Below are 23,651 nucleotides of genomic sequence, written 5' to 3' on the forward strand. Positions count from 1 at the left end.
GAAATCTGACGATCTCTTGTAGATCAAATAAAAGGACGGAGTCTTTCACGGTTTCCATGAAGCGGTGAGGACTCTAATTTTTGCCTGGCTTCGGGATCGCCCGGCCGCTGGACGCGGTCGCAACGTTCCTGGTGTCGCCGCTGGGGGAGGTGGGATCGAGGGCGTCGGAGCGAGCCGGATTGACCGGTCCTCCAGCCGATGTTTTTCCGATTGTCCTGGCTGCTTCATCAAGCATCTTTTCCACGCGGACCAGGATATCGGCTCCGCGCCTGGTCAGGATAGGCGGCGGCGCCGGGGTTGCGTTGTCCTGGCTGGCGGCGGTCTTGGTGGTCACGCCGGCGGCTGTTTTCGCTGGCGTGACAACACCGGGGATGTCCTTGATTTCGATGCCGCGATGCGCGGCCGTCATGATGTCGTGCCAGGTCTGGGCGGGCAGCGCGCCTCCGGTCAGGCGGTTGGTCGGCGAATAGTCGTCATTGCCGTACCAGACCCCGCATGCAAAATTGCCGGTGTAGCCGACGAACCACGCGTCACGATAAGCGTTGGTGGTGCCGGTCTTGCCCGCCGCGGGAATGCCGTCAAGAATCGCGCGGCGCGCGGTGCCTTCGCTCACCACATGACTCATCATGCCCGCCATGTCAGCGGCGACTGAAGACGGAATGATCTGGCGCGGTTCGGGACCGTCGCGGTCGTAGCGCCACACCAGATCGCCTGCGCCGGTGCGGACCTCGAGAACCGCGTGGGGCGTCACCGCCTTGCCCTTGTTCGGGAACGTCGCATAGGCGACGGCATGTTCGAGCACATTCACCTCGTCGGCCCCGATCGGCAGCGAGGGCGTATCGGGCAGCGGCGTGACGATGCCGAACTTGCGGGCGACCTCGACGATCTTGGCGCGGCCGGCCTTGGCGGGATTCTTCGCGCCCTTGCCGAGCGCGATCGAGAGCTTGACCGGCACGACATTGATCGAGCGCGTCAGCGCCTGGGTCAGCGTCACCGTGCCGGAGTAGGAATGACCATAATTCTGCGGGCACCAGTTGCCGAGGCAGACAGGACCGTCGACGATCTTGGATGTCGGCTTGAAGCCGTTGAGCAGCGCCGTGGTGTAGACATACGGCTTGAATGATGAGCCGGGCTGGCGCAGGGCATCCGTCGCGCGATTGAACTGGCTCGCGCCATAATCACGCCCGCCGACCATTGCGCGCACGCCGCCGTCGAGATCCGCGACAACCGTTGCCGCTTGCGTGGCGTGATAGTCGCGGCCGAACTGCCGCAACTGGTTCTCGATCGCTTCTTCCGCCGCGTGCTGCACGTTCATGTCGATCGTGGTGCGCACGACGAACACGCGCTCGGTATAGGAGCGCGGAAACGTCTCGACCAGCCTGCGCATCTCCTCGAATGCCCAGTCGAGATAATAGTTCGGTGAGTTCTCGTCGCGGCGATCGACCGCGGTGGCGGGGTTGCGCCGCGCGCCGAACACCTGGCCTTCCGTCATGAATCCTGCATCGACCATGTTGTCGAGCACCTGGTTGGCGCGGGCGCGGGCGGCGGGCAGGTTGATGTGCGGGGCGTATTTGGTCGGCGCCTTGAACAGGCCGGCGAGCATGGCGGATTCGGCGAGATTGACGTCACGCACCGACTTGTTGAAATAGAAATGCGCCGCGCCGTCGACGCCGAAGGTTCCGCCGCCCATGTAGGCCCGGTCGAGATACAGTTTCAGGATCTCGTTCTTGCTCAGCCGGGTTTCGAGCCAGACAGCGAGGAAGGCTTCATTGACCTTGCGCTCGATGGTGCGCTCGTTGGAGAGGAAGAGATTCTTGGCGAGCTGCTGGGTGATCGAGGAGCCGCCCTGCCGCACGCCGCCGGCTTGCGCGTTGGTGACCACGGCGCGGAAGGTGCCGCCGACGTCAATGCCGAAATGATTATAGAAACGGCGATCTTCGGTCGCGAGCGTCGCCTTGATCAGGTTGTCCGGAAATTCCTCCAGCGGAATCGAATCGTTGTGTTTGATGCCGCGGCTGCCGATCGGATTGCCGTAGCGATCGAGGAAGGTCACCGCGAGATCGGATTTCTTCAGCCAGTCCTCGTCCGCGGTTTCGCGAAATGCCGGTTGCGCCAGCGCCAGCAGGAGGATGAGACCTCCGAGACCCAGGGTCGCGGCTTCCGACAATGGCTCGACGAAGATCCAGCGTTTCCAATGGCCGACATAAAAGCGGTCCATGAAGGTGGAGAAGCGCTCATAAAGTTCGCGCGCTCCGACCGCCGAGGAGAACAGGGTCGAATCGATACGCGCGTCGAGATCCAGCATGATATGCCGGATTCGGTTCTTCCAATCGGGGGGCAGGATGTTGCGCACCGGGGCCTGTGATCGATCTGCGGCATGGCGGCGCCTTCAATCCGGGGCGCCGCCGCCACCTCATGCGAGAACGTTACGGCAAACCCAAGGCACTCGGGAAGACATCTCTAAACCGCGCTGGAACGGCATCCCAGCCTTCTCGGGAAAGCCGTTTTTCTTCTATCCGAGCGCGGGTGATAAACCAATGGCCGGCCATGACGTCGGCCCGGCGCAACCGTGCTTTCGGTCTGCCTGATCCCGCCGGGCGCGCGTGAGCTTGCGCGAACTGCCGGCGCAGCCCATAGACGGAGATCGGCTTTCTTCAAGCACAACCATTGGCGCACTCCATGACCGAACGACCCGCGCACCCCCCGGAACAGCAGGGATTCTTCTGGAAGACCAAGTCCTTGGATGACATGTCGCCCTCCGAATGGGAAAGCCTGTGCGATGGCTGCGGGCGCTGCTGTTTGGAAAAGCTGGAGGACGAGGATACCGGCGACATATATTTCACGCACGTCTCCTGCCGGCTTCTGGATGCCGGGCTTTGTGCCTGCAAGGATTATCCGAAGCGTTCCGAACAGGTTCCGGACTGCGTGCGCCTGACCCCTGAAAATGTCCGCACCCTGAACTGGCTGCCGCCGAGCTGCGGTTACCGGCTGGTCGCGGAGGGACGTGATCTTTACTGGTGGCACCCGCTGATTTCCGGTGACCCCAACACCGTCCACGAGGCGGGTGTTTCGGTTCGGGGAAGGGTGCGTGGCACCGAGGACGAGATTCCCGATTCCGAACTCGAGGATCACATCGTGCAGTGGCCGGTTCTGTTGCCGAAGCGCGCCCGGCTTCGCAAGCCGCCCGGGCGTTGACCGGTTCCGATCACAAATTTGCGATCATGCGTCAGCGGCGTTTTTATTTGTCCATCGCTGTCAGAAGGCGACGGCCAACATTATAGATAGTAAAGCAGCGAACCGCGGCAGCTTCCGCGCCTTGAGCCAGATCATATTTCGTCCGCATGAATACATATGAGCGCCTGGGTCGGGGCCCGTCCGGTCCCCCGATTTCGTCCGGCGAAGGCGCGGTGCGTTCCGGTCTGGCTGAAGGCGAGGGCGATGCGCCGCCGGTCGTGGGGTCCGCCCGGCCGGGCCGGAGCGAGATCCGCACCATTCTGGTCAGCCTGATGCTGACCATGTTTCTCGCCGCCCTTGACCAGACCATCGTCGCAACCGCGCTGCCGACCATCGGCCGCCAGTTTCACGAAGTCACCACGCTGACGTGGATCATCACGGCGTATCTTTTGGCATCGACCGCGGTCGCGCCCTTGTTCGGCACGCTGAGCGATATCTACGGTCGCCGCGCCATGATCGTCACCGCGCTCGGCCTGTTCATCGCGGGTTCGGTCCTTTGCGCGCTGGCGCAGAACATGGCGACGCTGATCGTGGCGCGCGGCGTGCAGGGCATCGGCGGCGGCGGCATCCTGCCCGTGGTGCAGACAATTATTTCCGATGTGGTGACGCCGCGGGAGCGCGGCCAGTATCAGGCTTATTTCAGCGGCGTGTGGACCGCGGCCGGCATCGCCGGGCCGGTGCTGGGCGGCGTATTCGCCGAGCACCTGCACTGGTCGATGATCTTCTGGATCAATGTGCCGCTCGGGTTCGTCTCGCTGGCGTTGCTATTGCCGAAGATGGGCAGCATCCCGGTGTTTCACCGCCGCCGCAGAGTGGACTGGACCGGCGGCCTGCTGTTGATGACCTCGGCTGTGGTGTTCATGCTGGTGCTGACATGGGGCGGCAACCGTTTCGCCTGGCTCTCGCGGGAAATCGTCGCCATGCTGGGAGTCTCGCTGGTGCTTGCCGCGGCCTTCGTCCGGCACGCGCGCAGGACGTCCGAACCATTCCTGCCGCTGTCGCTGATCGGTGGTTCGGTGGTACCGTATGCGATAGCCGCGAGCGCTCTCGCGCTCAGTGCGATCATCGGGATCACCGTGCATCTGCCGGTGTATTATCAGGTCGTGCATCATCTCGGCGCGAGTGAATCCGGACTGGCGCTGATTCCGATCGCGGCGGTTTCGACCGGCGGGGCGATGCTGGCGGGCCGCGCCATGACGCATACCCTCCGTTACAAGCGGATCGCGATCGCCGGCACCGCGTTTGCGGCCGTGATGGCCGCGATCATGGCTGCGGTGACGATGCCGCTATGGCCGCTGCTGGCGATGCTCTCGCTGTTCGCCTTCGGTCTCGGCACCATCTTTCCGGTCAGCGTGGTGTCGCTGCAGAATGCGGTGATGCGCGAGCAGGTCGGAACCGTCACCGGCGCGATGAACTTTTTTCGCGCGCTCGCCTGTTCGTTCGTCGTCGCCGCGTTTGCCGCCATCCTGCTGATGACGCTGGGAACCGACGCCATGATCGGCCATGAGGGTGGCGGCCAGATCAGTGCGATCGCGGCGTCCGATCTCACGAGGGCGTTCCGTTACGTGTTCGCCGCCACAGCCGCGATGATGGCCGCCGCCGCGCTGCTCCTGGCGCGAATGGAAGAGCGGCCGCTCGCCGGCCCTTCGGCCTGATCCGCGCGGAGTTTCGCCGCCAGAGCGTGATCCCGACCCGAAGGGTCGCGCCAGCGCAAAGTGGGGCACCGGTTCGCGTGAAGAAAACGCGTCAAATCAAAAATCATAGAGCACGCTTCTGATTCTATCGGAAGCGGAACGGCTCTTGGAACAAATCTGCACCAGCCTTAAGCATTTGTTCACGGCGTCGCTTAGGGTCTGGGAAATCTTTCACCTTTAAGTTGTAGAAAGGAACGCGGGAACGTCGCGGGATCCAGACAGCGGAGTTGGCATTGCGCCGCCTTGCAAAGTTTGCGTCGGAATTTCTGCGGGACACGTCAGGTGCGACGGCGATCGAATATGCGCTGATCGCTTCCGGCATCAGCATCGTCATCGTGGCCGCGGTCAGCGGCATCGGCGGCTCGCTCAGGGATCGCTTCGACACCCTGAACGGCTTGCTGAAATAGAGCCTGTCTTGCGGTAAAAAATCCTAGGAAAAAATACCTTGACAGCGTGACGCTGCCGCAGTAGGTTTACGCCATGCTCCACAGTTGCGCCGGAACATCACGGCGATGCTTTCCCGGCTTGCCTGGTCATTCTCCGCATGACCGGTGATTAAGAAGGCAAGCCATCGGCGGCGCATCTTTGCACGGAACCTGAAGAAGGGGTCCGACGTTGCCCTCTTCAAATATGAGTGTGTTCGCAAGAAGCGTATTCGGGGTTTGACCCGAGGATGAACACCGGCCGCGAGAGGGACGCACGTTCCGATCGGAACAGTGGAGTCGCGGTTTCAGATTCGAGGTTGCGTAAAAGCTCCAGTCGCGTGGATCGCAGAGGAGAACCGGCATGACGACGGAAGAACGCCGTCAAACTGCGAAGACATCCATGGAGATCGGACAGGGCGAACTTGAGCCCTCCGCTCTTCTGCTCTTGACGATCAGCACCGGCCTGGCGTCGCTGATCATCTGCGTGGTGTGGCTCGTATTCGTCCACTAGAGCATGATCCCGAAAAGTGGAAACCGGTTTTCGGACAAGATCATGCTCAAACAAAAAACATAGCGACGAGTCTGGTTCAATACGGTTGAATCGGATTCAACGCAGTTGAAACAGACTCTAGAGCATGATCCCGAAAAGTGGAAACCGGTTTCGGGATAAATCCGATGCTCGATCAATTAACTGGAGCGGCGGCGCTGATTCCATTTGACCGGCCGCCGCTCTAGAGCTTTGCTTCTGATTGAATCAGAAGCAAAGCTCTAGATTATTGTTTTAACGCATTTTCTTGCGGCGAACCGGTATCCACTTCGCCGGAAAATGCTCTAGTGAGTTCAACGTAAGAACTGTCTGACATAGAGCGTTTTCGCGCGAAGCATGTCCTCGGGCTTGACCCGAGGATGGACACCGGTTCGCGTGAAGAAAACGCGTCAAAGCAAAATCTGAGAGTCCGCTTCCGGATTCTATAAGAAACGAAAAAACTCCAAGAATTTTCGTTCGAGAGTTGCCGGCCCGGGGGACGAAGTCCGCGGCGGGACAGGAAAGCTATGGCGGCATCGGTTCCGCTTGAGGGGGTTCTGGATATTCATGTGTGCGACGCGAACCGGCAAACCGGCACGCAAGCCGGCGGCGGGGCGCGCTGCCTCGCGCGCAAAGCTGACGCCATCAGGGACCAAGGCATCGCCGCGCCGAAAACACCAAAGAGGATCTGGACTGATGGATACCCTTCACCGCGTTCTCCGCTCGTTCGGCGCCGAGACGAAATCCTCGCGCGATCATCTCAACGTGTTTCGCGAATTTCTCGCGCATCTCGATCGCGCACAGCGCAATCCTCCCGCGGCCCGCGCGCCGCGCGCGAAGTCGCAAACGCGACGCAAGCCGGTGAAGCGCGGCCGCAAGGGATGACGGTCATCCGGTAACGTCCGGCGCTTAGCAAGAGCGCGCGGCGCGCCACGCGCCGTCTTCAATTCAGAAACCCCACTCCCTTGCCCGCTGCGAGGCCGATCATGCACGCTCCGTTGTCATCCGTGTCTCGTCTGTCGTTCTCCGGCGACGGCACGGTCGAAGGTTATGCCAGCCTGTTCGGCGAGATCGATCAGGCGCGCGACATGATGATGCCGGGTGCGTTTACGCAGACGCTGAAGACGCGGGGGCTGCGCAGGATCCCGATGCTGTTCCAGCACGATCCCGCCGAGCCGGTCGGGGTCTGGCTCGAACTGCACGAGGATTTCCGCGGCCTGTGGGCGAGGGGAAAGCTCATTCCCGATGTGACGCGCGCGCGCGAGTTGTTCTCTCTGGTCGAGGCCGGCGCGGTGGACGGGTTGTCGATCGGCTACCGCACCGTGCGCGGCCGGATCGACCCGCGCACGCGCGTGCGTCACCTCTACCAGGTCGACCTGTGGGAAATTTCGATCGTCACGTTCCCGCTGCTGGCGGGAGCGCGTGTTCGTGCCGTGAAGCAGGCGACGTCCCTGTCGCCGCGCTCGCGCGTGCGGACACAGGCCGAGCGCGAATGGCGGAGCATGAGGCAAGCCGCGGATGAACCGGCGCCGTCGCTCCGCCCGCGCCCGGTGGTGGCGTCGCTCTGCGGCAGGGAAGCACGGCGCGCGGCGCTGCAAGGCACGGCGCGCGCGCAGTTGGCGGGAGCGCGTTGATGGCAAGTCATGAAAGTGTATTCGAAGCGGCTCAGCGCGCGCGCTGGTTGTGGCCCGACGCCTACAGGTGGATCCGGCCGGACGCCGCGCGCTTTCTCGCTCCCGGCACCGATCCTCGCGAGGTCTATGCGGCGACCGAGCACTCGCAGCCTTATATCAGGGAGACCTACGGTGTCCGGGTCGTGATCGTGCCTGACCGGAGGAGTGAAAAAGGGTACAGGGCTGAGACCGCATTTCCCCGGAATGAATAGAGCGGATCATGGCGAAGTATAAAATCGAGGTCTACGTCGAGGGCGTTGAGGCATATCTATCGTGGCCTGACGAGCGCGAATACTGGCTGGTACGTAAGTTCCTTGGAGAACTCGACGGTCTGGAATCGCAGCGCCGGCAGGATTCCAGCCATATCGAATGGTATGATCTGACCAAGGAGCAGTACGTCAAGCTGATGAATTTCTGCAAGGAGCTGCGAGAGAAGCGCAAGGGCCGCTAGACAAGCGATCACCTGGCTGGTGTCGATACGGCATTCTCGGCCAACCCTGATCAGACGGTGGCCTGTCGTGGTCGCGTCGTCGGTCGTATCGGATCACCGCTTGAACATCAGCGCCAGTGAGAGACCTGCGACGGCTCCGATGCAGATCGCTGCGCCGCCGGCGGCCATGGTCCAGTTCAGAAGATAGACCGCTATCGAGAACAGCGTTTTATCGCCATGGACGCTCGTCATCAAAAAGGATGCCGCGAACGTCGCCAGCAAAACGACGCAGGCGGCGATCCCGATCCAGGCGACGCCTCGCCTTGAGGGCCGCATCGCAAACCACGCGCTCGCGGTCGCGGCGACGGCCAGGGTTATCCAGATAAAGATCAGAAATCGCATGGTTCGCCTCGACGTGCTCCCGTTGCAGGCCGCCATTCTAACGCACACTCACGCGCAAGTCTTGTGCTCAAGCAAGTCCAAACGTCGGACAGGACGGGGACGAAATTATTATCACCAAGGAGAGAATGAATGGACTTCGATATCACCGACATGGCGCCGGAGCACAAATCCGGCGGCGCCGTCCGCGGCGGCTATGACGACTTTCGCGTCACCTTCGAGGAGTTCAAGGCGGCCAACGACGAACGCCTGGCGCGGCTGGAGCAGAAACGTGGCGACGTGCTGCTGGAGGAGAAGGTCGATCGCATCAACGCCGCGCTCGATGCCCAGCACAGGCGCATGGACGAGCTGGCGCTCAAGCACGCCCGCCCGGCGCTGGAGGGTCGTACCGGAGTTCTCAGCGATGCGGTTTCCCGCGAGCATAAAGGCGCCTTCGAGGCTTATGTGCGGGGCGGCGAGACCGGCGCCTTGCGCGCGCTGGAGACCAAGGCGATGTCGGCCGGCTCCAATCCGGACGGCGGCTATCTGGTCCCTGTCGAACTCGAGCACGAGATCGGGCAGCGGCTGGCGGCGATCTCGCCGATCCGCGCGCTGGCGTCGGTTCGCACCATCTCGGGCAATGTCTACAAGAAACCGTTCATGACCGCGGGCCCCGCCACGGGCTGGGTCGGTGAGACGGACTCGCGAACGCAGACCACCTCACCGACGCTGGATGCCCTGAGCTTTCCGGCGATGGAGCTTTACGCCATGCCGGCGGCGACCGCGACGCTGCTCGATGATTCCGCCGTCAACATCGACGAGTGGATCGCGCAGGAGGTCGAGCTGACATTCGCGGTGCAGGAAGGCGCGGCCTTCGTCAACGGCGACGGCACCAACAAGCCGAAAGGCTTCCTGCAATCCGAAACCGTCGCCAACGGCTCCTGGGTGTGGGGCAAGCTGGGTTTCGTCGCCAGCGGCGCGGCCGGCGCGTTCGCGTCGAGCAACCCGTCTGATGCGCTGGTCGATCTGGTCTATGCGCTGAAGGCCGGCTATCGCCAGAATGCCGCGTTCATCATGAACCGCAAGACGCAAGCCGCGATCCGCAAGTTCAAGGACACCGGCGGGGCCTATCTGTGGCAGCCGCCCGCGCAGGCTGGCGGTCGCGCCTCGCTGATGACCTTCCCGCTGGTCGAAGCCGAGGACATGCCTGACGTTGCCGAGAACTCGCTGTCGATCGCGTTCGGCGATTTCCGCCGCGGCTATCTCGTCGTGGACCGCGCCGGCGTGCGCGTGCTGCGCGATCCGTATTCGGCCAAGCCTTACGTGCTGTTCTACACGACCAAGCGGGTCGGCGGCGGCGTGCAGGACTTCGACGCCATCAAGCTGATGAAGTTCGCGGCGAGCTGAGGCCGAAACGGATACAGCACCGTTCACATGCGACGTCTTCTCCTTTCCTCTACCCGTTCTGACGGGGAGAGGAAGGGGCGGAGTGATGGGCTCATCCGCAGCTGAAGTGAGGTGGACCCGCTTGGTGAGACAGTTTGGCGGCCTGGCTAAGGTGGATCGGGTTCGTTTCTACGCCGCCAATTGCTCCGTCATTTCCGCCATAGCATGGACTTCGTCGGGCGTCCTGCCGGCGAAGGTCGAGTGCGGGCGTCGCCGGTTGTAATAGTCTATCCAGGAGCCGATGCCGCAGCGGGCTTGGCTTCCCGTTTCGAATGTGCTGAGGAAGACGCACTCATATTTGAGGCTGCGCCACAGTCGTTCGATGAAGACGTTGTCCATCCAGCGGCCGCGCCCGTCCATGGAGATGCGGATGCCGGCATCCTTCAGCGTCGTCGTGAAGGCGAAGCTAGTGAACTGCGAGCCTTGGTCGGTGTTGAAGATGTCGGGCCTGCCATGGCAGGCGATCGCCTCTTCGAGAGCGGCAACACAGAAGTCGGCATCCATCGTGTTCGACAACCGCCAGGCCAGGACCTTGCGGCTGAACCAGTCCATGATGGCCACGAGGTAAAGGAAGCCGCGCCGCATCGGGATATAGGTCACATCGGCACACCAAACGTGATCCGGCCGCTCGATCGCCAGGTGCCGCAGCAGGTAGGGATAGATGCGATGCTGCGGATGCGGCTCGCTGGTTCTCGGCGCCTGGTAGATCGGCGACAGACCGATCTTGCGCATCAGCCGCCGGACCCGCTTGCGACCCACGCACCAGCCCTGACGCCGCAGATGCCGGGCCATCTGCCGGGAGCCATACCAGGGCGTCTCCATGAAGGCCTCGTCGATGGTGCGCATCAGTTCGAGGTTCTCGGGCGTCTCGCCGGCGGGCTGTCGGTAGAACGACGCCCGCGAGATCGAGACCAGTTCGCACTGGCGGCGGATCGAGAGCCGGTTGTGATCGGGGTCAATCATCATTCTCCTCCGATCCAGGCTCAGCGATCGAAGGCCTTGGCCAAAAAATCCCGCTCAACGACAAGCTGGCCAATCTTGGCGTGCAGCTTGGTCACCTCGGCTTCCCGGCCGACCTGCGCATCAGCAGCCTTGTCGTCGAACGTCTTGGCCAGGTTCTCGATGGCCTGCCGTTTCCACTGCGTAATCTGGTTCGGATGAAGCTGGTGCTTTGTCGCCAGTTCCGAAATCGTCCGCTCGCCACGGATCGCCTCAAGCGCAACCTTGGCCTTGAACTCAGCCGTAAATCGTCTGCGTGTCTTCATACCGGATCGTCCTTTTCATCGGGCGATCCACCTTATGCCCCTGTCTCAGAAACCGGCACCACCTCAAGCTGCATATAAAGAGTCCGAATGTTGTTACCGCTTGGCGTGAATCAGAGAATCTGCCAAATGGAGAAGAATTGGAGCTAACCAATGATTTCGCTCCCATTCTTAGTTGGATAAAGGATCTCCCGGGAGGCGGTATTGCCGCTATCACCGCCGCCGCATAAAAATGGCGCTGTCATACCGCACGATCATCCAGAGATAACAGGCAACGACGATGTCGTTCGTCGGATCTCCTTACAGCAGGTTGTAAATAAAGGAGGTCGTCGGCGAATTTCGTCGCTGGCTTTCCAGCCATCTTCCAGTGAAGATGGCGGAATGTCGATTGACATCATAAAGTCAATTGAATGTGCGGGATTGAATGCGCCGCAATTTGTTACCACGCCCAAATGGATAGGCTCGGTCATTTTTAAAGCCGGAGTGCCTCGAGAAAATGGGTTGTTGGTCGGATACGATCCTTTACCTCACAACGATCATCACGGCGAAGTTTGGGGCCAATTTTCCAAAGGAATAAGCCGGGCTATTCAACGAGCAAGCAAATGGTTTGTTCAGATTACCGACGTTGACGTTACCTAGATCCCGCGCCCCAGCTTCGCGCCGTTTTCAATATCCAGTCGCGGTAGAGCGCCAGCGGCGTGACGCCGGTGAGGCCGCCGCAGCCTGACGCATTGTTCGCGCCGGTCGACCAGCTCACCACACCGATGATGACGCCGCCGGAATCGAGCATCGCGGGCGCGCCGGAATCGCCGGTGCAGGCGCCAAGGCCCGCGCGCGCATTGTTGGTTGAAGGATCGACCAGACGGATTTGCAAGGTGCCGGGTTTCCCGGTTACGGCAAGGCTTGCCGCGCGAGCCACGCCGCCGCTGCGGCCGTCGCCCGGCGTCGCGACGCCCATGCCGATGACGGTGAGGCGCTGACCGACATTGATCGGCATCAGCGCGCCGCCGATCCGAACCGGTTGCACGGCGAGCGGCGCGGCGAGTTGCAGCAAGCCGATGTCGGCGGTGGCGCGGTGCGCGAGCACGCTCTGCGGATTGAACTGCGGATGCGCGGCCGCGCGCTTGATATCAAGCAGGCGCGGCGGCTGGCTCCCGTAGTCCACCATCTTGGTGGCGACGCCGGACGCGATGCAGTGCGCGGCGGTGAGGATGACATCGCGCGCGATCAAAGTGCCGGTGCAGGATGAGCCGCCTGAACCCACGATGGTGACGACCGCGTTCGCCAACGCGGGCGAGGGCGCGCCGCCGCCACCGACCATCGCAAAAGCGGGGTGCGTCAGCATCACGGCCGCCACGACCGCAGTTAAACGAATGAATTTCTGAATCATGCCGCGATGTGAGCCATCGCGTCGCGTGCCTGTCAACATATGCGTCGTCACAGCGAGGACATCCGATGCCGTCGATACTCCTGACCGGTCCTGCGGTCGAACCATGGTCGGTCGAGGAGGCCAAGAGCTTCCTGCGCGCCGAGAACGATGACGATGATACGGTCATCGCGTCGCTGATCGCTGCGGCGAGAAGCCATGTCGAGGCGATGACGCGCTGCGCCCTGATCGCGCAGACCTGGCGCTTCGTGCTGGACGAGTGGCCGAAGGACGGCCGCATCAAGCCGGGCAGGGGACCGTTGCGGGCGCTTGCGGCGGCGCGCGTTTATAACTCCGCGGGGATCGCCACGCCGATCGACGCCGGGACGTTCGTTCTCGACAAGGCGGCGGGCGTGATCTCTTCATCCGTCTGGGTGTTTCCGGGGCGCGCCAGCGCCGGCATCGAACTCGATGTCGAGATCGGATTCGGCGAGGCCGCTTCCGATGTGCCTGACGTGCTGCGCCATGCGGTGCGGACGCTGGTCGCGCACTGGTACGAGAACCGCAGCCTTATCGCCATTGGCCAGAGCGTCGCGATGATGCCGGCCAGCGTCAGCGCCATGATCGCGAGCTATCGCGTGCACGCGCTCTGATCGTTCTCGCATTCCCGGAAAAAAGGACATCACCATGACCAGCGCCAATGCAGCGCTCCGCGCCGCCGTTCACGATGCGCTCGCAACCGACAGCGGCCTTCATGCCCTGCTCGGCGGCAAGCGGGTCTATGATGAGCCGCCGCGCGGCGCGCTGTTGCCTTATGTCGCGATCGGTGAAGCGCGCGTGACCGACGTGTCGGTGGACGAGGGGCCGACGCAGGAGCATCAGATCACGCTTCATGCGCGCTCGCGTCAGGGCGGCCAGAGCGAGGCTCACGCCATCGCGGGCGCGGTGTTGCAGGCTCTCGATGATGCGGCGCTGACGCTCGCCGCTCACCGGCTGGTCAATTTCCGCTTCGCGGTCGCCGATATCCGGCGCGAGTCCGACGGCCGCACCTATCACGCTCAGGTGCGATTCCGCGCCGTGACCGAACCCACAACCTGATCGCAAAGGAGGCGTCATGGGCGCACAGAAGGGCAAGGACCTGCTTCTGAAGATGAGCGACGGATCTAGCTTCGTCACGGTGGCGGGGTTGCGCAGCCGCAGGATCGCGTTCAACGCGGAGATTGTCGATGTCACGGATGCGGAATCGACGGACCGTTGGCGCGAACTGCTCGCCGGCGCGGGCGTCAGGCGGGCGTTGCTGTCGGGACGCGGCCTGTTCAAGGACGCGGCGTCCGACGCCCTGGTGCGTCAGGCGTTCTTCGATGGCGCGATCAATACGTGTCAGGTGGTGGTGCCGGACTTCGGCATCATCGAGGGCATGTTCCAGATCGCAAGCCTCGAATTCGCGGGCGAGCACAACGGCGAGGTGACGTTCGACCTCGCGCTCGAATCCGCCGGCGCGCTGACGTTTACGGCGATGTGAGCTCAGCTTTCTTCGTCTCTCTCCTTGCGGGAGCCGAGACGAGCGAAGCTCGCTTTTAGGGCGGCGAGTATCGGCAGATGTAAGCCGGGTGAGAGGCGTGATCCACATCAGGCGGACTACCCCTCACCCGGTTTCTCACTTCGTTCGAAACCACCCTCTCCCGCAAGGGAGAGGGGGAAAATAGAGGATGTCCATGCCCAACAAATATCGTGGTGAGATCGGCGCGGAGCTTGGCGGGCGGCAGCGGACGCTGGTGTTGACGCTGGGCGCGCTGGCCGAGCTTGAATCCGCGTTCGGCGCCGACGACCTGATGGCGCTCGCGGAGCGTTTCGGTTCGGGGCGGGTGTCGTCGCGCGACCTGATCCGCATCATCGGCGCGGGCCTGCGCGGCGCGGGAGAGCCCGTCAGCGACGACGATGTGGCCGTGATGACGGTCGAGGGCGGCGCGGCAGGGTTCGTCAGGATCGCGGCTGGTCTGATCAGCGCGACCTTCGACGAGAGCGCGGCTTCATGAAGCCGTTTCCATGGCGGCAGGCGATGGGCTTCGGCTTCGGCGTGTTGCGCCTTGCGCCGGATGCTTTCTGGCGGATGACGCCCCGCGAACTGGCGCAGGCGGTCCAGGCGATCCGGGGGCCTGCGACCACGCCGCTGGCGAGGGGCGAACTCGACGATCTGCTGGCGCGTTTTCCCGATGCGCCGCGCAAGGGAGAATCCGATGACTGACGACACGGGTCTGCATGAGACCTCGCGTACGCTTGACGATCTCACGGTCAGGACACAGGCGCTGACCACCAGCGCGGGCGGCTTCGCGCGAGCGATGACGCAGGCGTTTTCTTCTTCCGTCACGGGCGGCAAACAGTTCGACGACGTGCTGAAGACGCTGGCGCTGCGGGTCTCGAGTCTCGCCGTGACGGCGGCGTTCAAGCCGCTGACGGCGAGCCTGACCAGCGGCATCTCCAGCCTGTTCTCGGGGCTCGCCGGCAGCATCGGTTCGTTCGGCGGCGTGCAGGCCCATGCTCTCGGCGGCGTCAAGCCGTTCGCGGCTGGCGGCGTGATCGGCGCGCCGAGCTATTTTCCGCTGATGGACGGCGGCGTCGGCCTCGCGGGCGAGGCCGGTCCGGAAGCGATCATGCCGCTGTCGCGCGGGCCGGATGGCCGGCTCGGCGTGTCCGGCAAGGGCGGCGGCAACAGCATCACGGTGCAGATCGCGACGCCCGACCTCGACGGCTTCCGCCGCTCCGAGAGTTACATCGCGGGTCAGATCGCGCGGGCGGTGGCGCGGGGACAGCGGAGCTTGTGAGATGTTGACCGCGACGCTGCACCATCGCTCCACGTCATGCCCGGCCTTGTGCCGGGCATCCATGTCTTAAGCGCGACCGACAGAGAAGACGTGGATGGCCGGGACATCTGCGCGAAGACGCGCTTCGCGCTTTTGCCCGGCCATGACGTAGAGGGTTTGATATGACCAGCTTCCATGAAGTGCTGTTTCCGCTCGATGTCGCGCTGAAGAGCGCGGGCGGGCCGGAGCGGCGCACCGACATTGTGAGTTTCGGCTCGGGCCGCGAGGCGCGCAACGCGCGCTGGGCGCAGTCGCGGCGGCGCTTCGACGCCGGTTACGGCGTCAAGACGCTGGAGGCGTTGCAGGCCGTTGTCGCCTTCTTCGAGGAGCGGCGCGGCAGGCTCTACGGCTTTCGCTGGCGCGACCGGCTGGATTGCTGCTCGGCGGCGACCGGCAATGTTGTCTCGCCGCTCGATCAGGTTATCGGGATCGGAGACGGAACGACATCGACCTTTCAGTTGATCAAGACATATGGCGGTGCTTTCGCGCCTTATGTGCGCGCGATCGGAAAGCTCGTGAACGGCAGCGTGCGCGTCGCGGTCGCCGAGAGCGAGGTTGCGGCGGGTTCGGCCTTCACCTGTGACGTCACCACCGGCGTCGTGACGTTTCTCCCCGAGCATACGCCGCCGCCGGGAGCGGCCGTCACCGCGGGATTCAAGTTCGACGTGCCGGTGCGGTTCGACACCGACTATCTCGAAGTCGATCTTGCGACCTTCGCCGCCGGGGCTATTCCGAAAATTCCGCTGGTGGAGATCCTCCCGTGAGAAACATTCCCTCCGCGCTTCAGGCAAAACTCGATTCCGGCGCGACCACTCTGGCGCGCTGCTGGATCGTGACGCGGCGCGATGGCGTCGTGCTCGGCTTTACCGATCACGACCGCGATCTGACGATCGGCGGCGTCGTCTGCCGCGCCGCCACCGGCTTCACCGCCTCGGAGGCGACCAGCCGGTTCGATCTCGCTGTCGATGGCGCCGAGATATCGGGCGCGTTCTCGGACGATTCGCTGAGCGAGGCCGATCTTGCCGCCGGCCGCTACGATGCCGCCGGGGTCGCGACCTGGCTGGTTGACTGGAGCGATGTCTCGCTGAGGATCCTGATCGCGCGCGGCACGATCGGAGAGGTCCGGCGCGAGGGGCCTGCGTTCACCGCGGAACTGCGCGGACTCGCGGACGCGCTGGCGCAGGACAGCGGACGCCTGTTCACCGCGCGGTGCGGTGTCGATCTCGGCGACGGCAAATGCCGCGTCGATCTGACCAACTCGGCCTTTCGCCGCGGCGGGACGGTCACGGCTGTCGAGGGAACGTCGATCCTTGACGTTTCCGGCCTTTCCGGCCTTGCAGCCGGCTGGTTCACGGCGGGGCGGTTGAACTGGACCGGCGGAGCCAACGCGGGCCTTGCGATCGAAGTCAAGCAGCACCGCGTGGTCGCGGGCGCGGCGCGCTTGTCATTATGGCGGGCGATGCCGGAGCCGATTGTCATCGGCGACAGCTTCGTGGTCACCGCCGGTTGCGACAAGAGTTTCGCGACCTGCCGCGACCGCTTCGCCAACATCGCCAATTTCCGGGGCTTCCCCCAGATTCCCGGCAACGATTTCGTCGTCAGCTATCCGCTGCCCGGATCGCCCGACAACGGCAACGGCAGCAAGGCGCTGTGAAGGAGCCGCCCGTGACCTTCCCACATACAACCCGCGCGGCCATCGTCGCGGAAGCCCGCGGCTGGATCGGCACGCCCTATCGGCATCAGGCCTCGCTCAAGGGCGTCGGCTGCGATTGTCTCGGCCTGGTGCGCGGCGTCTGGCGCGACTGCATCGGCGATGAGCCGGAAGCGCCGCCGCCCTATGCGCCGGACTGGGCCGAGGCAAAAGGCGACGAGACACTGGCCGCGGCGGCGCTGCGCCATCTCGTTCCCATCGCGCGCGACGGCTTCGGGGCCGGCGACGTGCTGCTGTTCCGATGGCGCGACGGGTTCGTCGCCAAGCATGTCGCGATCGCATCGAGCGGGCACGCCATGGTTCATGCGCATGACGGCGCGGCCGTCTGCGAAATCGCGATCGCGCCGTGGTGGCGGCGGCGGCTGGCTTACGCATTTCGTTTTCCCGGAGTCTCGGACTGATGGCAGCGCTGGTTCTTTCCGTCGCAGGCGGCGCCGCGGGCGCGTTGTTCGGCCCGGCGGGCGCGATCGCCGGGCGCCTCGCCGGCGCGCTGATCGGCAACGCGGTCGATCGCAAGCTGTTCGGGCCCGGCAACCGGACGATCGTCGGTCCGCGCCTCGCCGATCTCGATGTGATGGCCTCGACTGAGGGCGCGCCGATTCCGCGCGTCTACGGTCGCGCGCGGCTGTCGGGCCAGGTGATCTGGGCGACGCGGCTCGAAGAGGTCGTCAACAGCGAGACCTCGTCGTCCGGCGGCAAGGGCGGCGGCCTGTTCAGCGGCCCGAGCACGACGACCACCACTTACAGCTATTTCGCCAACTTCGCGGTCGGCCTTTGCGAGGGCGTGATCGGCCGTGTCGGGCGGATCTGGGCCGATGGCAGTCCGCTGGATGTGTCCGGCCTGACCTTCCGGGTCCATCGCGGCACCGAGGATCAGGCTCCGGACGATCTGATCGTCGCTAAAGAAGGGGCGGGCCACGCGCCGGCCTATCGCGGGCTCGCTTATGTCGTGTTCGAGCGGATGCCGCTGGCGAAGTTCGGCAACCGCATTCCGCAGCTTTCGTTCGAGATCATCCGTCCCATCGGCCAGCTCGAGCGGATGGTCCGCGCCATGACGCTGATCCCCGGCACCACCGAATTCGGCTACGAGCCGTCCGCCATGACGCGATCGACCGGTCCGGGTCAGTCGGTGCCGGAAAACCGGCATGTGGCGAATGCCGAATCCGACGTGATCGCTGCGCTCGACGATCTGCAGGGCGCGTGCCCGAATCTCGAAAGCGTGGCCGTGGTGGTGGCGTGGTTCGGATCTGACCTTCGCGCCGGAAGCTGCGTCGTGCGTCCCGGCGTCGACAGCGCGGGCAAGGTCACGCGCGGCGGCGACTGGTCGGTGGCCGGGGTGACGCGGGGGAGCGCTTATGTGGTGTCGCAGGTCGACGGCCGCCCGGCATTCGGCGGCACGCCGTCGGACGCCAGCGTGAGGCATCTGATCGCGGAGCTGAAGGCGCGCGGCCTCAAGGTGACGTTCTACCCCTTCGTCATGATGGATCTTCCGGCCGGTAACGGCCTGACCGATCCCTGGAGCGGAGCCTCGTCGCAGCCGGCCTATCCCTGGCGCGGCCGCATCACCTGCGATCCCGCGCCGGGGCGGCCGGGCTCGCCGCAAGGCACCGCGACCGCGGCGGCGCAGATCGCCGGTTTCTTCACCGGTGGTAGCTGGAACTACCGCAGGATGATCCTGCATTACGCGAACCTCGTCGCATCCGCCGGCGGCGTCGATGCGTTCCTGATCGGCTCGGAATTGCGGTCACTGACGCGCGTGCGCTCAGGGGCGGGCGTCTATCCCGCCGTTGATGCGCTGGTGACGCTTGCTGTGGAGGTGAAATCCATCTTCGGCTCATCGACGGTCGTAACCTACGGCGCGGACTGGACCGAGTATGGCGCGGATGTCGTTGACGCCGGTGCGTCCGAGGTCCGCTTTCCGCTCGATCCGCTGTGGGCGTCCAGCGCGATCGACGCCGTGGGAATCGACTACTACATGCCGCTCGCGGACTGGCGCGATGAGGCCGGGCATCTCGACTTCGACATCGCGGCCTCGACCTACGATCTCGGCTACCTCGCGGGCAACGTTTATGGCGGCGAGGGGTTCGATTGGTATTACACCGACGGTACGGCGCGCGCCGCGCAGACCCGCACGCCGATCACCGACGGGCTCGGCAAGCCGTGGACGTTCCGCGTCAAGGACATCAGATCGTGGTGGTCGTCGGCGCATCATGAGCGGGTCGGCGGTGTCGAGCTTTCAAGCCCGACCGCGTGGGTGCCGCAAAGCAAGCCGGTCTGGCTGACCGAGGTCGGCTGCCCGGCGGTGGACAAGGGCGCCAATCAGCCGAACGTGTTTCCCGATCCCAAATCCTCGGAAAACCACCTGCCGTATTTTTCGAGCGGCAGCCGTGACGATCTGATGCAGCGCCGCTATCTGCAAGCGCTGCTCGGCAAGCTGGATCCGTCGTTCGGCGCGGCGGATGCCGACAATCCCGTCTCTTCGATCTACGGGGGGCGCATGATCGAGCCGTCCGCGATCTATCTTTGGACCTGGGACGCGCGACCCTATCCGGCGTTTCCCGCCGCGACCGAGGTCTGGAGCGACGGGCCGAACTGGCAGACCGGGCACTGGCTCACCGGCCGCCTCGGCGCAGCGCCGATGGATGCGCTTGTGCAGGCGCTGCTCACCGATAGCGGCATCACCGGCGCCGACACCTCGGCGCTGCGCGAAGCCTGCGACGGCTACGTGGTCGACCGGCCGATGCCGCCGCGCGCGATGATCGAGCCGCTCGCCGGAGCTTACGCTTTCGATGCGTCCGCGGCGGACGGAACGCTGCGCTTCGTTTCACGGGGCGGCGCGCCGGTTGCGGAATTCGCGGAAGACGATCTGGTGCTGACGGATGGCGGCGGGCTTGCTCGGCTCACGCGCGCGCAGGAAACCGAATTGCCGCGCGAGGCGCGCTTCAGTTTTACCGACGGGACGGTGGATTACCGGCGATCGGCGGTGACGTCACGGCGTCTGGCCGGCGGTTCGAACCGAAGCGTTCACTCCGACCTTGCCGTCGTCAGCGATGACGCGGCGATGGCGCGCCGCGCCGAGATCTGGCTTCAGGATTTGTGGGCAGGCCGCGAAAGCGCCGGGTTCTCGCTCGGCCCGCAATGCCTGTCGCTGACGCCGGGCGATGTGATCGCGGTGACGGTCAACGGGCGGCGGCGGCTGTTCGAAATCAACGCGCTGCTCGACGCCGAAGCGCGGCAGGTGACCGCCCGCAGCATCGATCCCGAAGTCTTCTCCGTGCCGCTGTCTGTTCCGCGACCGACGCGACCCGCGATTCCCGCCGCGCTCGGGCCGGTTGAGGTTTCGGTGCTCGATCTGCCGATGATCGAACCATCGGAGCCGCCGGTATTGACGCGGCTCGCCGTCTTCGCCAGCCCATGGCCGACATCGGTGACGGCCTGGACCTCATCCGACGGCGCGGGCTTTCAGCCAGCCGCGATCATTCCCGCGCCCTCGATTTCGGGCGAAACGCTCGATCCGCTGCCGGCGGGGCCATCGGGGCGATGGGACCACGGCAACGCCGTGCGCGTGCGCCTCTACGGCGGTGCGCTCAGTTCGGTGTCGGATGCCCGCGTGCTTGCCAGAGCCAACGCGGCGGCGGTGCAGAACCCGAACGGCGATTGGGAGGTCTTGCAGTTCGCCCATGCGGAACTGGTGGACAGCGGCGCCTATAAACTGTCGCGCCTGCTGCGCGGGCAGGCAGGAAGCGACCATGCCATCGCTGACGTGTTGCCGCCGGGCGCGCCATTCGTTCTGCTCAACACGCGTCTCGCGACGTTGTCGAAAGGATTGAGCGTGCTGGATCGTCCGATCCTGGTGCGGCTTGCCGCTGCCGGACGCGCCCATGACGATCCCACGGCCGTCGCGCTGACGGTGACGCCGCGCGCGACGGCCCTGTTGCCGCTGTCGCCGGTGCATGTGAAGGCGGCCCGCGAGAGCGGTGGCGTTCGCATCTCGTGGATTCGCAGAACGCGCATCGATGGCGATGGCTGGGGCGTCGAAGTGCCGCTCGGCGAGGATGTCGAAGCCTACACGCTCGACGTTTTATCAGGCGGCGCGATCGTGCGCAGCATCGCGTGCGGCGCGCCGGAAGCATTCTACTCCGATGCCGACGAACTGGCGGATTTCGGCGCGCCTCAGGCAAGCCTGCATCTTCGCGTCGCGCAGCTATCCGCGACCGTCGGCGCCGGTCATCCCGCTGAACTCACTCTCACCCTCTGAGTTGCCATGACAGACACACAGAATCTCGGGTTGCCGTTTATCGACGGCAGCCAGGCACAGAAGCACGTCACTCACAATGAGGCATTGCGCATACTCGACGCGGCGATCCAGATCGGCGTGCTCGATCTGACGCTCACCACGCCGCCATTGAGTCCGTCGGACGGTGAGCGGTACGTCGTCGCGAGCGGGGCGACCGGCGCCTGGGCCGGGAAGGACGATGCGATCGCGACCTGGCAGGACGGCGCCTGGGCGTTCCTTACGCCGAAGGCGGGATGGTGCATCTGGTCAGCGGCGGATGAGAGTCTGTTCGTGTTCGACGGCTCCGCCTGGCAGGGCGCGGGTGGCGCGGCGTCGCTCGACAACGTCGCGCAGCTCGGCGTGAACGCCGCTGCCAGCGCTCCAAATCTGCTGACGGTGAGATCCAACGATGCGCTGTTCAGCGCTATCGACACCGGCGATGGCGGCACCGGCGACGTGCGGCTTCAGGTCTCGAAGGAGGGGTCGGCCAACACGGCGTCGGTGTTTTTCTCGAACGGCTTTTCGGGGCGGGCTGAATTCGGCCTGGTCGGTGCGGACACCTTCAAGCTCAAGGTGTCGCCGGACGGCTCAGGCTGGATCGAGGCTCTCGATATCGATCAGGATACCGGAAACGTGACGCTGCCGCGCGGACTGGCGCTGACCGGCGTTGTTGCTCCCGCGCAGATCACGGCCGATCAGGATGATTATGCCCCGGCGGGACTTGCCGCCGCTTCGGTGCTGCAGATCAGCACGGACGCGCCGCGCGGCATTTCGGGCCTGGCAGGCGGGAGCGAAGGGCGTTGTCTCACCATTATCAACGTGGGCAGCCAGCCGGTCACGCTGCTGAATGACAGCGCATCGTCGTCGGCGTCAAATCGCTTTTCTCTCAACGACAGCCTTGTGATCTCAGCGAAACAGGCCGCGATGCTGCGTTATGACGGTACCGCCGCGCGCTGGCACGCGATCGCGGGCGGGATGGCCGGGGCGGGGGGGTCCGGGGGCGGCTTCCTCTCCCCGCCGCAAGGTCGCCTCACGCTTGCGAGCGGCGCGCCGGTGATGACGACGGCGCAGAGCGCGAAGACCACGCTTTATTACACGCCTTACACAGGTAACCGGATTCCGGTCCATAACGGCGCTGAGATGGTGCCGACGGCATTTGCCGAACTCTCCGCCGCGACGACGGACACGGCGAAGAACCCCTCCGCGATCGGCGCCGGCAAGGTCAATGACTGGTTTGTCTGGAACGACAGCGGAACGCTGCGGCTCAGCCATGGTCCGGACTGGACCGACGATACGACGCGCAGCGCCGGGACCGCGTTGACCATGGTCGACGGCGTCCTGTTGAACAATGCCAGCATCACCAACGCAAAGGATGTGGAAGCCCTGAACGTCGCCGGCGAAAGCATGGTGCCCCGCTTCGGGCCCGGGGAGCTTATCTACATCCAGCTACGGCCGCCAGCGCCCGGCGATGACATCGTGGTGGAACTCTACCCCGAGAAGGACGGCGACCAACCCAAGGGCTTCCTGAAGCGGCTGGTGCGACGAACCGGGCTGCGGCTCTACTGCCAGCAGTTCAACCCGCCGACCGATATCGAGTTTGACATGGGCGAGGTGAAGAACGTCTGGCGCGTGCTGACGCTGCGGGATCTGTTGGGGTGAGAAGCGTCCTCGGGATCGACGGAAGCCGAAGAACCTTCCTTGGATCCTGTTAAAGCCTTGCGGCACATCAAGACGCTGGCTCGTGCCGCACAAGACAGCGACGATGCGGCCCTGCTGCGGAAGCACATGGAGATGATATTGGTGCTCGTAGACAAGGCTTTGCCGAGCGGACCGGAAAACCCGTCCGAAGCCTTTTTCGGGGTGTAACTCAACAGCCAGAAGTGAAGGCGAAGCGGTGAGCGGGCCACGGCACAGGGGGATTTGATGGGTGATCAGACGCGCAGGCCCGTGTCCAACATCGAACCTTTTGCTCGTGAAGTCTGTGAACGGGTAGCGCATGGTCACCGCAGCAGAAGTGTCAGCCGGTCTCGCAGCCGCTGAAACCATCGTCAACGCCATCATCAAGGTCGCGCCCGCGATCGAACGGGGCGTGGTGTCGTCGATTCCCTATGTTCAGGCCATCGCCGGCCTGATCGGCGGCAAGAATGCCACCGCCGAAGAGATCGATGCGGTGTTGGCCCGGATCAACGCCGAGGTGGACCTGTTCCTGAGTCCGCTGCCGCCTGATGATGGCTCGACCACGACATGACATGGTTGAGCAGCGGGGGGCGCAGGCGTGCCGCCCCGGCGGAAAGATGACCTTAAGCGGGTTCCTAGTGTGGTGGTTCAGAAGTTCGCTTCATTGCCCCATCGAGTCCGTCAAGCGAACT

The 23,651-nt window shown here is 64.3% G+C and carries 27 protein-coding genes; 23 read left to right on the forward strand and 4 right to left on the reverse strand.

What is annotated here, in order from left to right:
* Nucleotides 1-73: 73 nt before the first annotated feature.
* Nucleotides 74-2,353, reverse strand: coding sequence for a transglycosylase domain-containing protein (locus tag ACMYR2_RS07150; RefSeq protein ID WP_416193919.1), 2,280 nt, complete (start codon nucleotides 2,351-2,353; stop codon nucleotides 74-76).
* 326 nt (nucleotides 2,354-2,679) lie between these two features.
* Between ACMYR2_RS07150 and ACMYR2_RS07155 the strand changes: the two genes are divergently transcribed.
* From ACMYR2_RS07155 to ACMYR2_RS07190, 8 genes are all read left to right on the forward strand, one after another.
* The gene (locus ACMYR2_RS07155) at nucleotides 2,680-3,195 is read left to right on the forward strand and encodes a YcgN family cysteine cluster protein (protein WP_347265386.1); all 516 of its coding nucleotides are present in this window, start codon (nucleotides 2,680-2,682) and stop codon (nucleotides 3,193-3,195) included.
* A gap of 146 nt (nucleotides 3,196-3,341) precedes the next feature.
* Nucleotides 3,342-4,889: an MDR family MFS transporter gene (locus ACMYR2_RS07160; RefSeq protein WP_347265385.1), complete on the forward strand. Its 1,548-nt coding sequence runs from the start codon at nucleotides 3,342-3,344 to the stop codon at nucleotides 4,887-4,889.
* Nucleotides 4,890-5,161: 272 nt separating this feature from the next.
* Nucleotides 5,162-5,335 (forward strand): Flp family type IVb pilin, encoded by a 174-nt coding sequence (locus ACMYR2_RS07165; RefSeq protein ID WP_347265384.1) that lies wholly within the window; start codon nucleotides 5,162-5,164, stop codon nucleotides 5,333-5,335.
* Between the two features lie 379 nt (nucleotides 5,336-5,714).
* Nucleotides 5,715-5,864, forward strand: a complete 150-nt coding sequence (locus tag ACMYR2_RS07170) for a hypothetical protein (RefSeq protein ID WP_347265383.1) — start codon at nucleotides 5,715-5,717, stop codon at nucleotides 5,862-5,864.
* A gap of 711 nt (nucleotides 5,865-6,575) precedes the next feature.
* Nucleotides 6,576-6,764 (forward strand): hypothetical protein, encoded by a 189-nt coding sequence (locus ACMYR2_RS07175; protein ID WP_347265303.1) that lies wholly within the window; start codon nucleotides 6,576-6,578, stop codon nucleotides 6,762-6,764.
* Nucleotides 6,765-6,865: 101 nt separating this feature from the next.
* Complete coding sequence (locus ACMYR2_RS07180; RefSeq protein ID WP_347265302.1) at nucleotides 6,866-7,513, forward strand: HK97 family phage prohead protease; 648 nt, start codon at nucleotides 6,866-6,868, stop codon at nucleotides 7,511-7,513.
* Nucleotides 7,513-7,764, forward strand: coding sequence for a hypothetical protein (locus tag ACMYR2_RS07185; RefSeq protein ID WP_347265301.1), 252 nt, complete (start codon nucleotides 7,513-7,515; stop codon nucleotides 7,762-7,764). Before ACMYR2_RS07180 ends, ACMYR2_RS07185 begins: the two co-directional genes overlap by 1 nt.
* 8 nt (nucleotides 7,765-7,772) lie before the next feature.
* On the forward strand, nucleotides 7,773-8,003 hold the full coding sequence (locus ACMYR2_RS07190; protein ID WP_416193920.1) for a hypothetical protein: 231 nt from the start codon (nucleotides 7,773-7,775) through the stop codon (nucleotides 8,001-8,003).
* Nucleotides 8,004-8,096: 93 nt separating this feature from the next.
* On the opposite strand, the gene ACMYR2_RS07195 is transcribed toward ACMYR2_RS07190, so the two are convergent.
* A complete protein-coding gene (locus ACMYR2_RS07195) occupies nucleotides 8,097-8,384 on the reverse strand; it encodes a hypothetical protein (protein ID WP_416193921.1) in 288 nt (95 codons plus the stop codon).
* A gap of 129 nt (nucleotides 8,385-8,513) precedes the next feature.
* Between ACMYR2_RS07195 and ACMYR2_RS07200 the strand changes: the two genes are divergently transcribed.
* Nucleotides 8,514-9,767 (forward strand): phage major capsid protein, encoded by a 1,254-nt coding sequence (locus ACMYR2_RS07200; RefSeq protein ID WP_416193922.1) that lies wholly within the window; start codon nucleotides 8,514-8,516, stop codon nucleotides 9,765-9,767.
* A gap of 168 nt (nucleotides 9,768-9,935) precedes the next feature.
* Here the strand turns inward: ACMYR2_RS07200 and ACMYR2_RS07205 are convergent.
* Nucleotides 9,936-11,071, reverse strand: a protein-coding gene (locus ACMYR2_RS07205; RefSeq protein ID WP_416192834.1) for an IS3 family transposase whose coding sequence is annotated in 2 segments (ribosomal slippage) — nucleotides 9,936-10,801 and nucleotides 10,801-11,071 — 1,137 coding nt in all. Because the reading frame shifts where the segments join, the coding sequence is not laid out codon by codon here.
* A 201-nt stretch (nucleotides 11,072-11,272) separates the two neighbouring features.
* Between ACMYR2_RS07205 and ACMYR2_RS07210 the strand changes: the two genes are divergently transcribed.
* The gene (locus tag ACMYR2_RS07210) at nucleotides 11,273-11,707 is read left to right on the forward strand and encodes a hypothetical protein (protein WP_416193923.1); all 435 of its coding nucleotides are present in this window, start codon (nucleotides 11,273-11,275) and stop codon (nucleotides 11,705-11,707) included.
* Here the strand turns inward: ACMYR2_RS07210 and ACMYR2_RS07215 are convergent.
* On the reverse strand, nucleotides 11,700-12,458 hold the full coding sequence (locus tag ACMYR2_RS07215; RefSeq protein WP_416193924.1) for a S1 family peptidase: 759 nt from the start codon (nucleotides 12,456-12,458) through the stop codon (nucleotides 11,700-11,702). The genes ACMYR2_RS07210 and ACMYR2_RS07215 overlap by 8 nt on opposite strands.
* Before the next feature lie 65 nt (nucleotides 12,459-12,523).
* Between ACMYR2_RS07215 and ACMYR2_RS07220 the strand changes: the two genes are divergently transcribed.
* The 13 genes from ACMYR2_RS07220 to ACMYR2_RS07280 all read left to right on the forward strand — a co-directional run bounded on the left by ACMYR2_RS07220 (nucleotide 12,524) and on the right by ACMYR2_RS07280 (nucleotide 23,530).
* Nucleotides 12,524-13,087 carry a head-tail connector protein gene (locus ACMYR2_RS07220; RefSeq protein WP_416193925.1) on the forward strand — a complete coding sequence of 188 codons (564 nt, stop codon included), beginning with the start codon at nucleotides 12,524-12,526 and terminating at the stop codon, nucleotides 13,085-13,087.
* 34 nt (nucleotides 13,088-13,121) lie between these two features.
* Nucleotides 13,122-13,532 carry a DUF3168 domain-containing protein gene (locus ACMYR2_RS07225; RefSeq protein WP_416193926.1) on the forward strand — a complete coding sequence of 137 codons (411 nt, stop codon included), beginning with the start codon at nucleotides 13,122-13,124 and terminating at the stop codon, nucleotides 13,530-13,532.
* A gap of 16 nt (nucleotides 13,533-13,548) precedes the next feature.
* Nucleotides 13,549-13,956: a phage major tail protein, TP901-1 family gene (locus tag ACMYR2_RS07230; protein WP_416193927.1), complete on the forward strand. Its 408-nt coding sequence runs from the start codon at nucleotides 13,549-13,551 to the stop codon at nucleotides 13,954-13,956.
* Nucleotides 13,957-14,149: 193 nt separating this feature from the next.
* Entirely contained in the window at nucleotides 14,150-14,470 is a 321-nt protein-coding gene (locus ACMYR2_RS07235) for a gene transfer agent family protein (protein WP_416194074.1), read from the forward strand.
* Nucleotides 14,467-14,679, forward strand: a complete 213-nt coding sequence (locus tag ACMYR2_RS07240; RefSeq protein WP_416193928.1) for a rcc01693 family protein — start codon at nucleotides 14,467-14,469, stop codon at nucleotides 14,677-14,679. The genes ACMYR2_RS07235 and ACMYR2_RS07240 overlap by 4 nt, the downstream gene beginning before the upstream one ends.
* A complete protein-coding gene (locus ACMYR2_RS07245; protein WP_416193929.1) occupies nucleotides 14,672-15,256 on the forward strand; it encodes a phage tail tape measure protein in 585 nt (194 codons plus the stop codon). The genes ACMYR2_RS07240 and ACMYR2_RS07245 overlap by 8 nt, the downstream gene beginning before the upstream one ends.
* Before the next feature lie 161 nt (nucleotides 15,257-15,417).
* Nucleotides 15,418-16,059 (forward strand): TIGR02217 family protein, encoded by a 642-nt coding sequence (locus ACMYR2_RS07250; protein WP_416193930.1) that lies wholly within the window; start codon nucleotides 15,418-15,420, stop codon nucleotides 16,057-16,059.
* Nucleotides 16,056-16,949, forward strand: a complete 894-nt coding sequence (locus ACMYR2_RS07255; RefSeq protein WP_347265356.1) for a DUF2163 domain-containing protein — start codon at nucleotides 16,056-16,058, stop codon at nucleotides 16,947-16,949. Before ACMYR2_RS07250 ends, ACMYR2_RS07255 begins: the two co-directional genes overlap by 4 nt.
* An 11-nt stretch (nucleotides 16,950-16,960) precedes the next feature.
* A complete protein-coding gene (locus ACMYR2_RS07260; protein ID WP_347265355.1) occupies nucleotides 16,961-17,407 on the forward strand; it encodes an NlpC/P60 family protein in 447 nt (148 codons plus the stop codon).
* Entirely contained in the window at nucleotides 17,407-21,264 is a 3,858-nt protein-coding gene (locus ACMYR2_RS07265) for a baseplate multidomain protein megatron (RefSeq protein WP_416193931.1), read from the forward strand. Before ACMYR2_RS07260 ends, ACMYR2_RS07265 begins: the two co-directional genes overlap by 1 nt.
* A 6-nt stretch (nucleotides 21,265-21,270) precedes the next feature.
* A complete protein-coding gene (locus tag ACMYR2_RS07270; protein ID WP_416193932.1) occupies nucleotides 21,271-22,941 on the forward strand; it encodes a DUF2793 domain-containing protein in 1,671 nt (556 codons plus the stop codon).
* A 39-nt stretch (nucleotides 22,942-22,980) separates the two neighbouring features.
* Nucleotides 22,981-23,148 (forward strand): hypothetical protein, encoded by a 168-nt coding sequence (locus ACMYR2_RS07275; RefSeq protein ID WP_416193933.1) that lies wholly within the window; start codon nucleotides 22,981-22,983, stop codon nucleotides 23,146-23,148.
* A gap of 130 nt (nucleotides 23,149-23,278) precedes the next feature.
* Complete coding sequence (locus tag ACMYR2_RS07280) at nucleotides 23,279-23,530, forward strand: hypothetical protein (protein ID WP_347264584.1); 252 nt, start codon at nucleotides 23,279-23,281, stop codon at nucleotides 23,528-23,530.
* Nucleotides 23,531-23,651 lie beyond the last annotated feature (121 nt).

It is taken from the genome of Nitrobacter sp. TKz-YC01, from assembly GCF_047824785.1.
GTDB lineage: Bacteria > Pseudomonadota > Alphaproteobacteria > Rhizobiales > Xanthobacteraceae > Nitrobacter.

Bases quoted from the DNA above. Each gene is read 5' to 3' on its own strand.
- ACMYR2_RS07155 (WP_347265386.1), top strand. From the start codon at position 2,680: ATGACCGAACGACCCGCGCACCCCCCGGAACAGCAGGGATTCTTCTGG.
- ACMYR2_RS07160 (WP_347265385.1), top strand. From the start codon at position 3,342: ATGAATACATATGAGCGCCTGGGTCGGGGCCCGTCCGGTCCCCCGATT.
- ACMYR2_RS07170 (WP_347265383.1), top strand. From the start codon at position 5,715: ATGACGACGGAAGAACGCCGTCAAACTGCGAAGACATCCATGGAGATC.
- ACMYR2_RS07175 (WP_347265303.1), top strand. From the start codon at position 6,576: ATGGATACCCTTCACCGCGTTCTCCGCTCGTTCGGCGCCGAGACGAAA.
- ACMYR2_RS07180 (WP_347265302.1), top strand. From the start codon at position 6,866: ATGCACGCTCCGTTGTCATCCGTGTCTCGTCTGTCGTTCTCCGGCGAC.
- ACMYR2_RS07185 (WP_347265301.1), top strand. From the start codon at position 7,513: ATGGCAAGTCATGAAAGTGTATTCGAAGCGGCTCAGCGCGCGCGCTGG.
- ACMYR2_RS07190 (WP_416193920.1), top strand. From the start codon at position 7,773: ATGGCGAAGTATAAAATCGAGGTCTACGTCGAGGGCGTTGAGGCATAT.
- ACMYR2_RS07195 (WP_416193921.1), bottom strand. From the start codon at position 8,384: ATGCGATTTCTGATCTTTATCTGGATAACCCTGGCCGTCGCCGCGACC.
- ACMYR2_RS07200 (WP_416193922.1), top strand. From the start codon at position 8,514: ATGGACTTCGATATCACCGACATGGCGCCGGAGCACAAATCCGGCGGC.
- ACMYR2_RS07215 (WP_416193924.1), bottom strand. From the start codon at position 12,458: ATGATTCAGAAATTCATTCGTTTAACTGCGGTCGTGGCGGCCGTGATG.
- ACMYR2_RS07220 (WP_416193925.1), top strand. From the start codon at position 12,524: ATGCCGTCGATACTCCTGACCGGTCCTGCGGTCGAACCATGGTCGGTC.
- ACMYR2_RS07225 (WP_416193926.1), top strand. From the start codon at position 13,122: ATGACCAGCGCCAATGCAGCGCTCCGCGCCGCCGTTCACGATGCGCTC.
- ACMYR2_RS07230 (WP_416193927.1), top strand. From the start codon at position 13,549: ATGGGCGCACAGAAGGGCAAGGACCTGCTTCTGAAGATGAGCGACGGA.
- ACMYR2_RS07235 (WP_416194074.1), top strand. From the start codon at position 14,150: ATGCCCAACAAATATCGTGGTGAGATCGGCGCGGAGCTTGGCGGGCGG.
- ACMYR2_RS07240 (WP_416193928.1), top strand. From the start codon at position 14,467: ATGAAGCCGTTTCCATGGCGGCAGGCGATGGGCTTCGGCTTCGGCGTG.
- ACMYR2_RS07245 (WP_416193929.1), top strand. From the start codon at position 14,672: ATGACTGACGACACGGGTCTGCATGAGACCTCGCGTACGCTTGACGAT.
- ACMYR2_RS07250 (WP_416193930.1), top strand. From the start codon at position 15,418: ATGACCAGCTTCCATGAAGTGCTGTTTCCGCTCGATGTCGCGCTGAAG.
- ACMYR2_RS07265 (WP_416193931.1), top strand. From the start codon at position 17,407: ATGGCAGCGCTGGTTCTTTCCGTCGCAGGCGGCGCCGCGGGCGCGTTG.
- ACMYR2_RS07270 (WP_416193932.1), top strand. From the start codon at position 21,271: ATGACAGACACACAGAATCTCGGGTTGCCGTTTATCGACGGCAGCCAG.
- ACMYR2_RS07280 (WP_347264584.1), top strand. From the start codon at position 23,279: ATGGTCACCGCAGCAGAAGTGTCAGCCGGTCTCGCAGCCGCTGAAACC.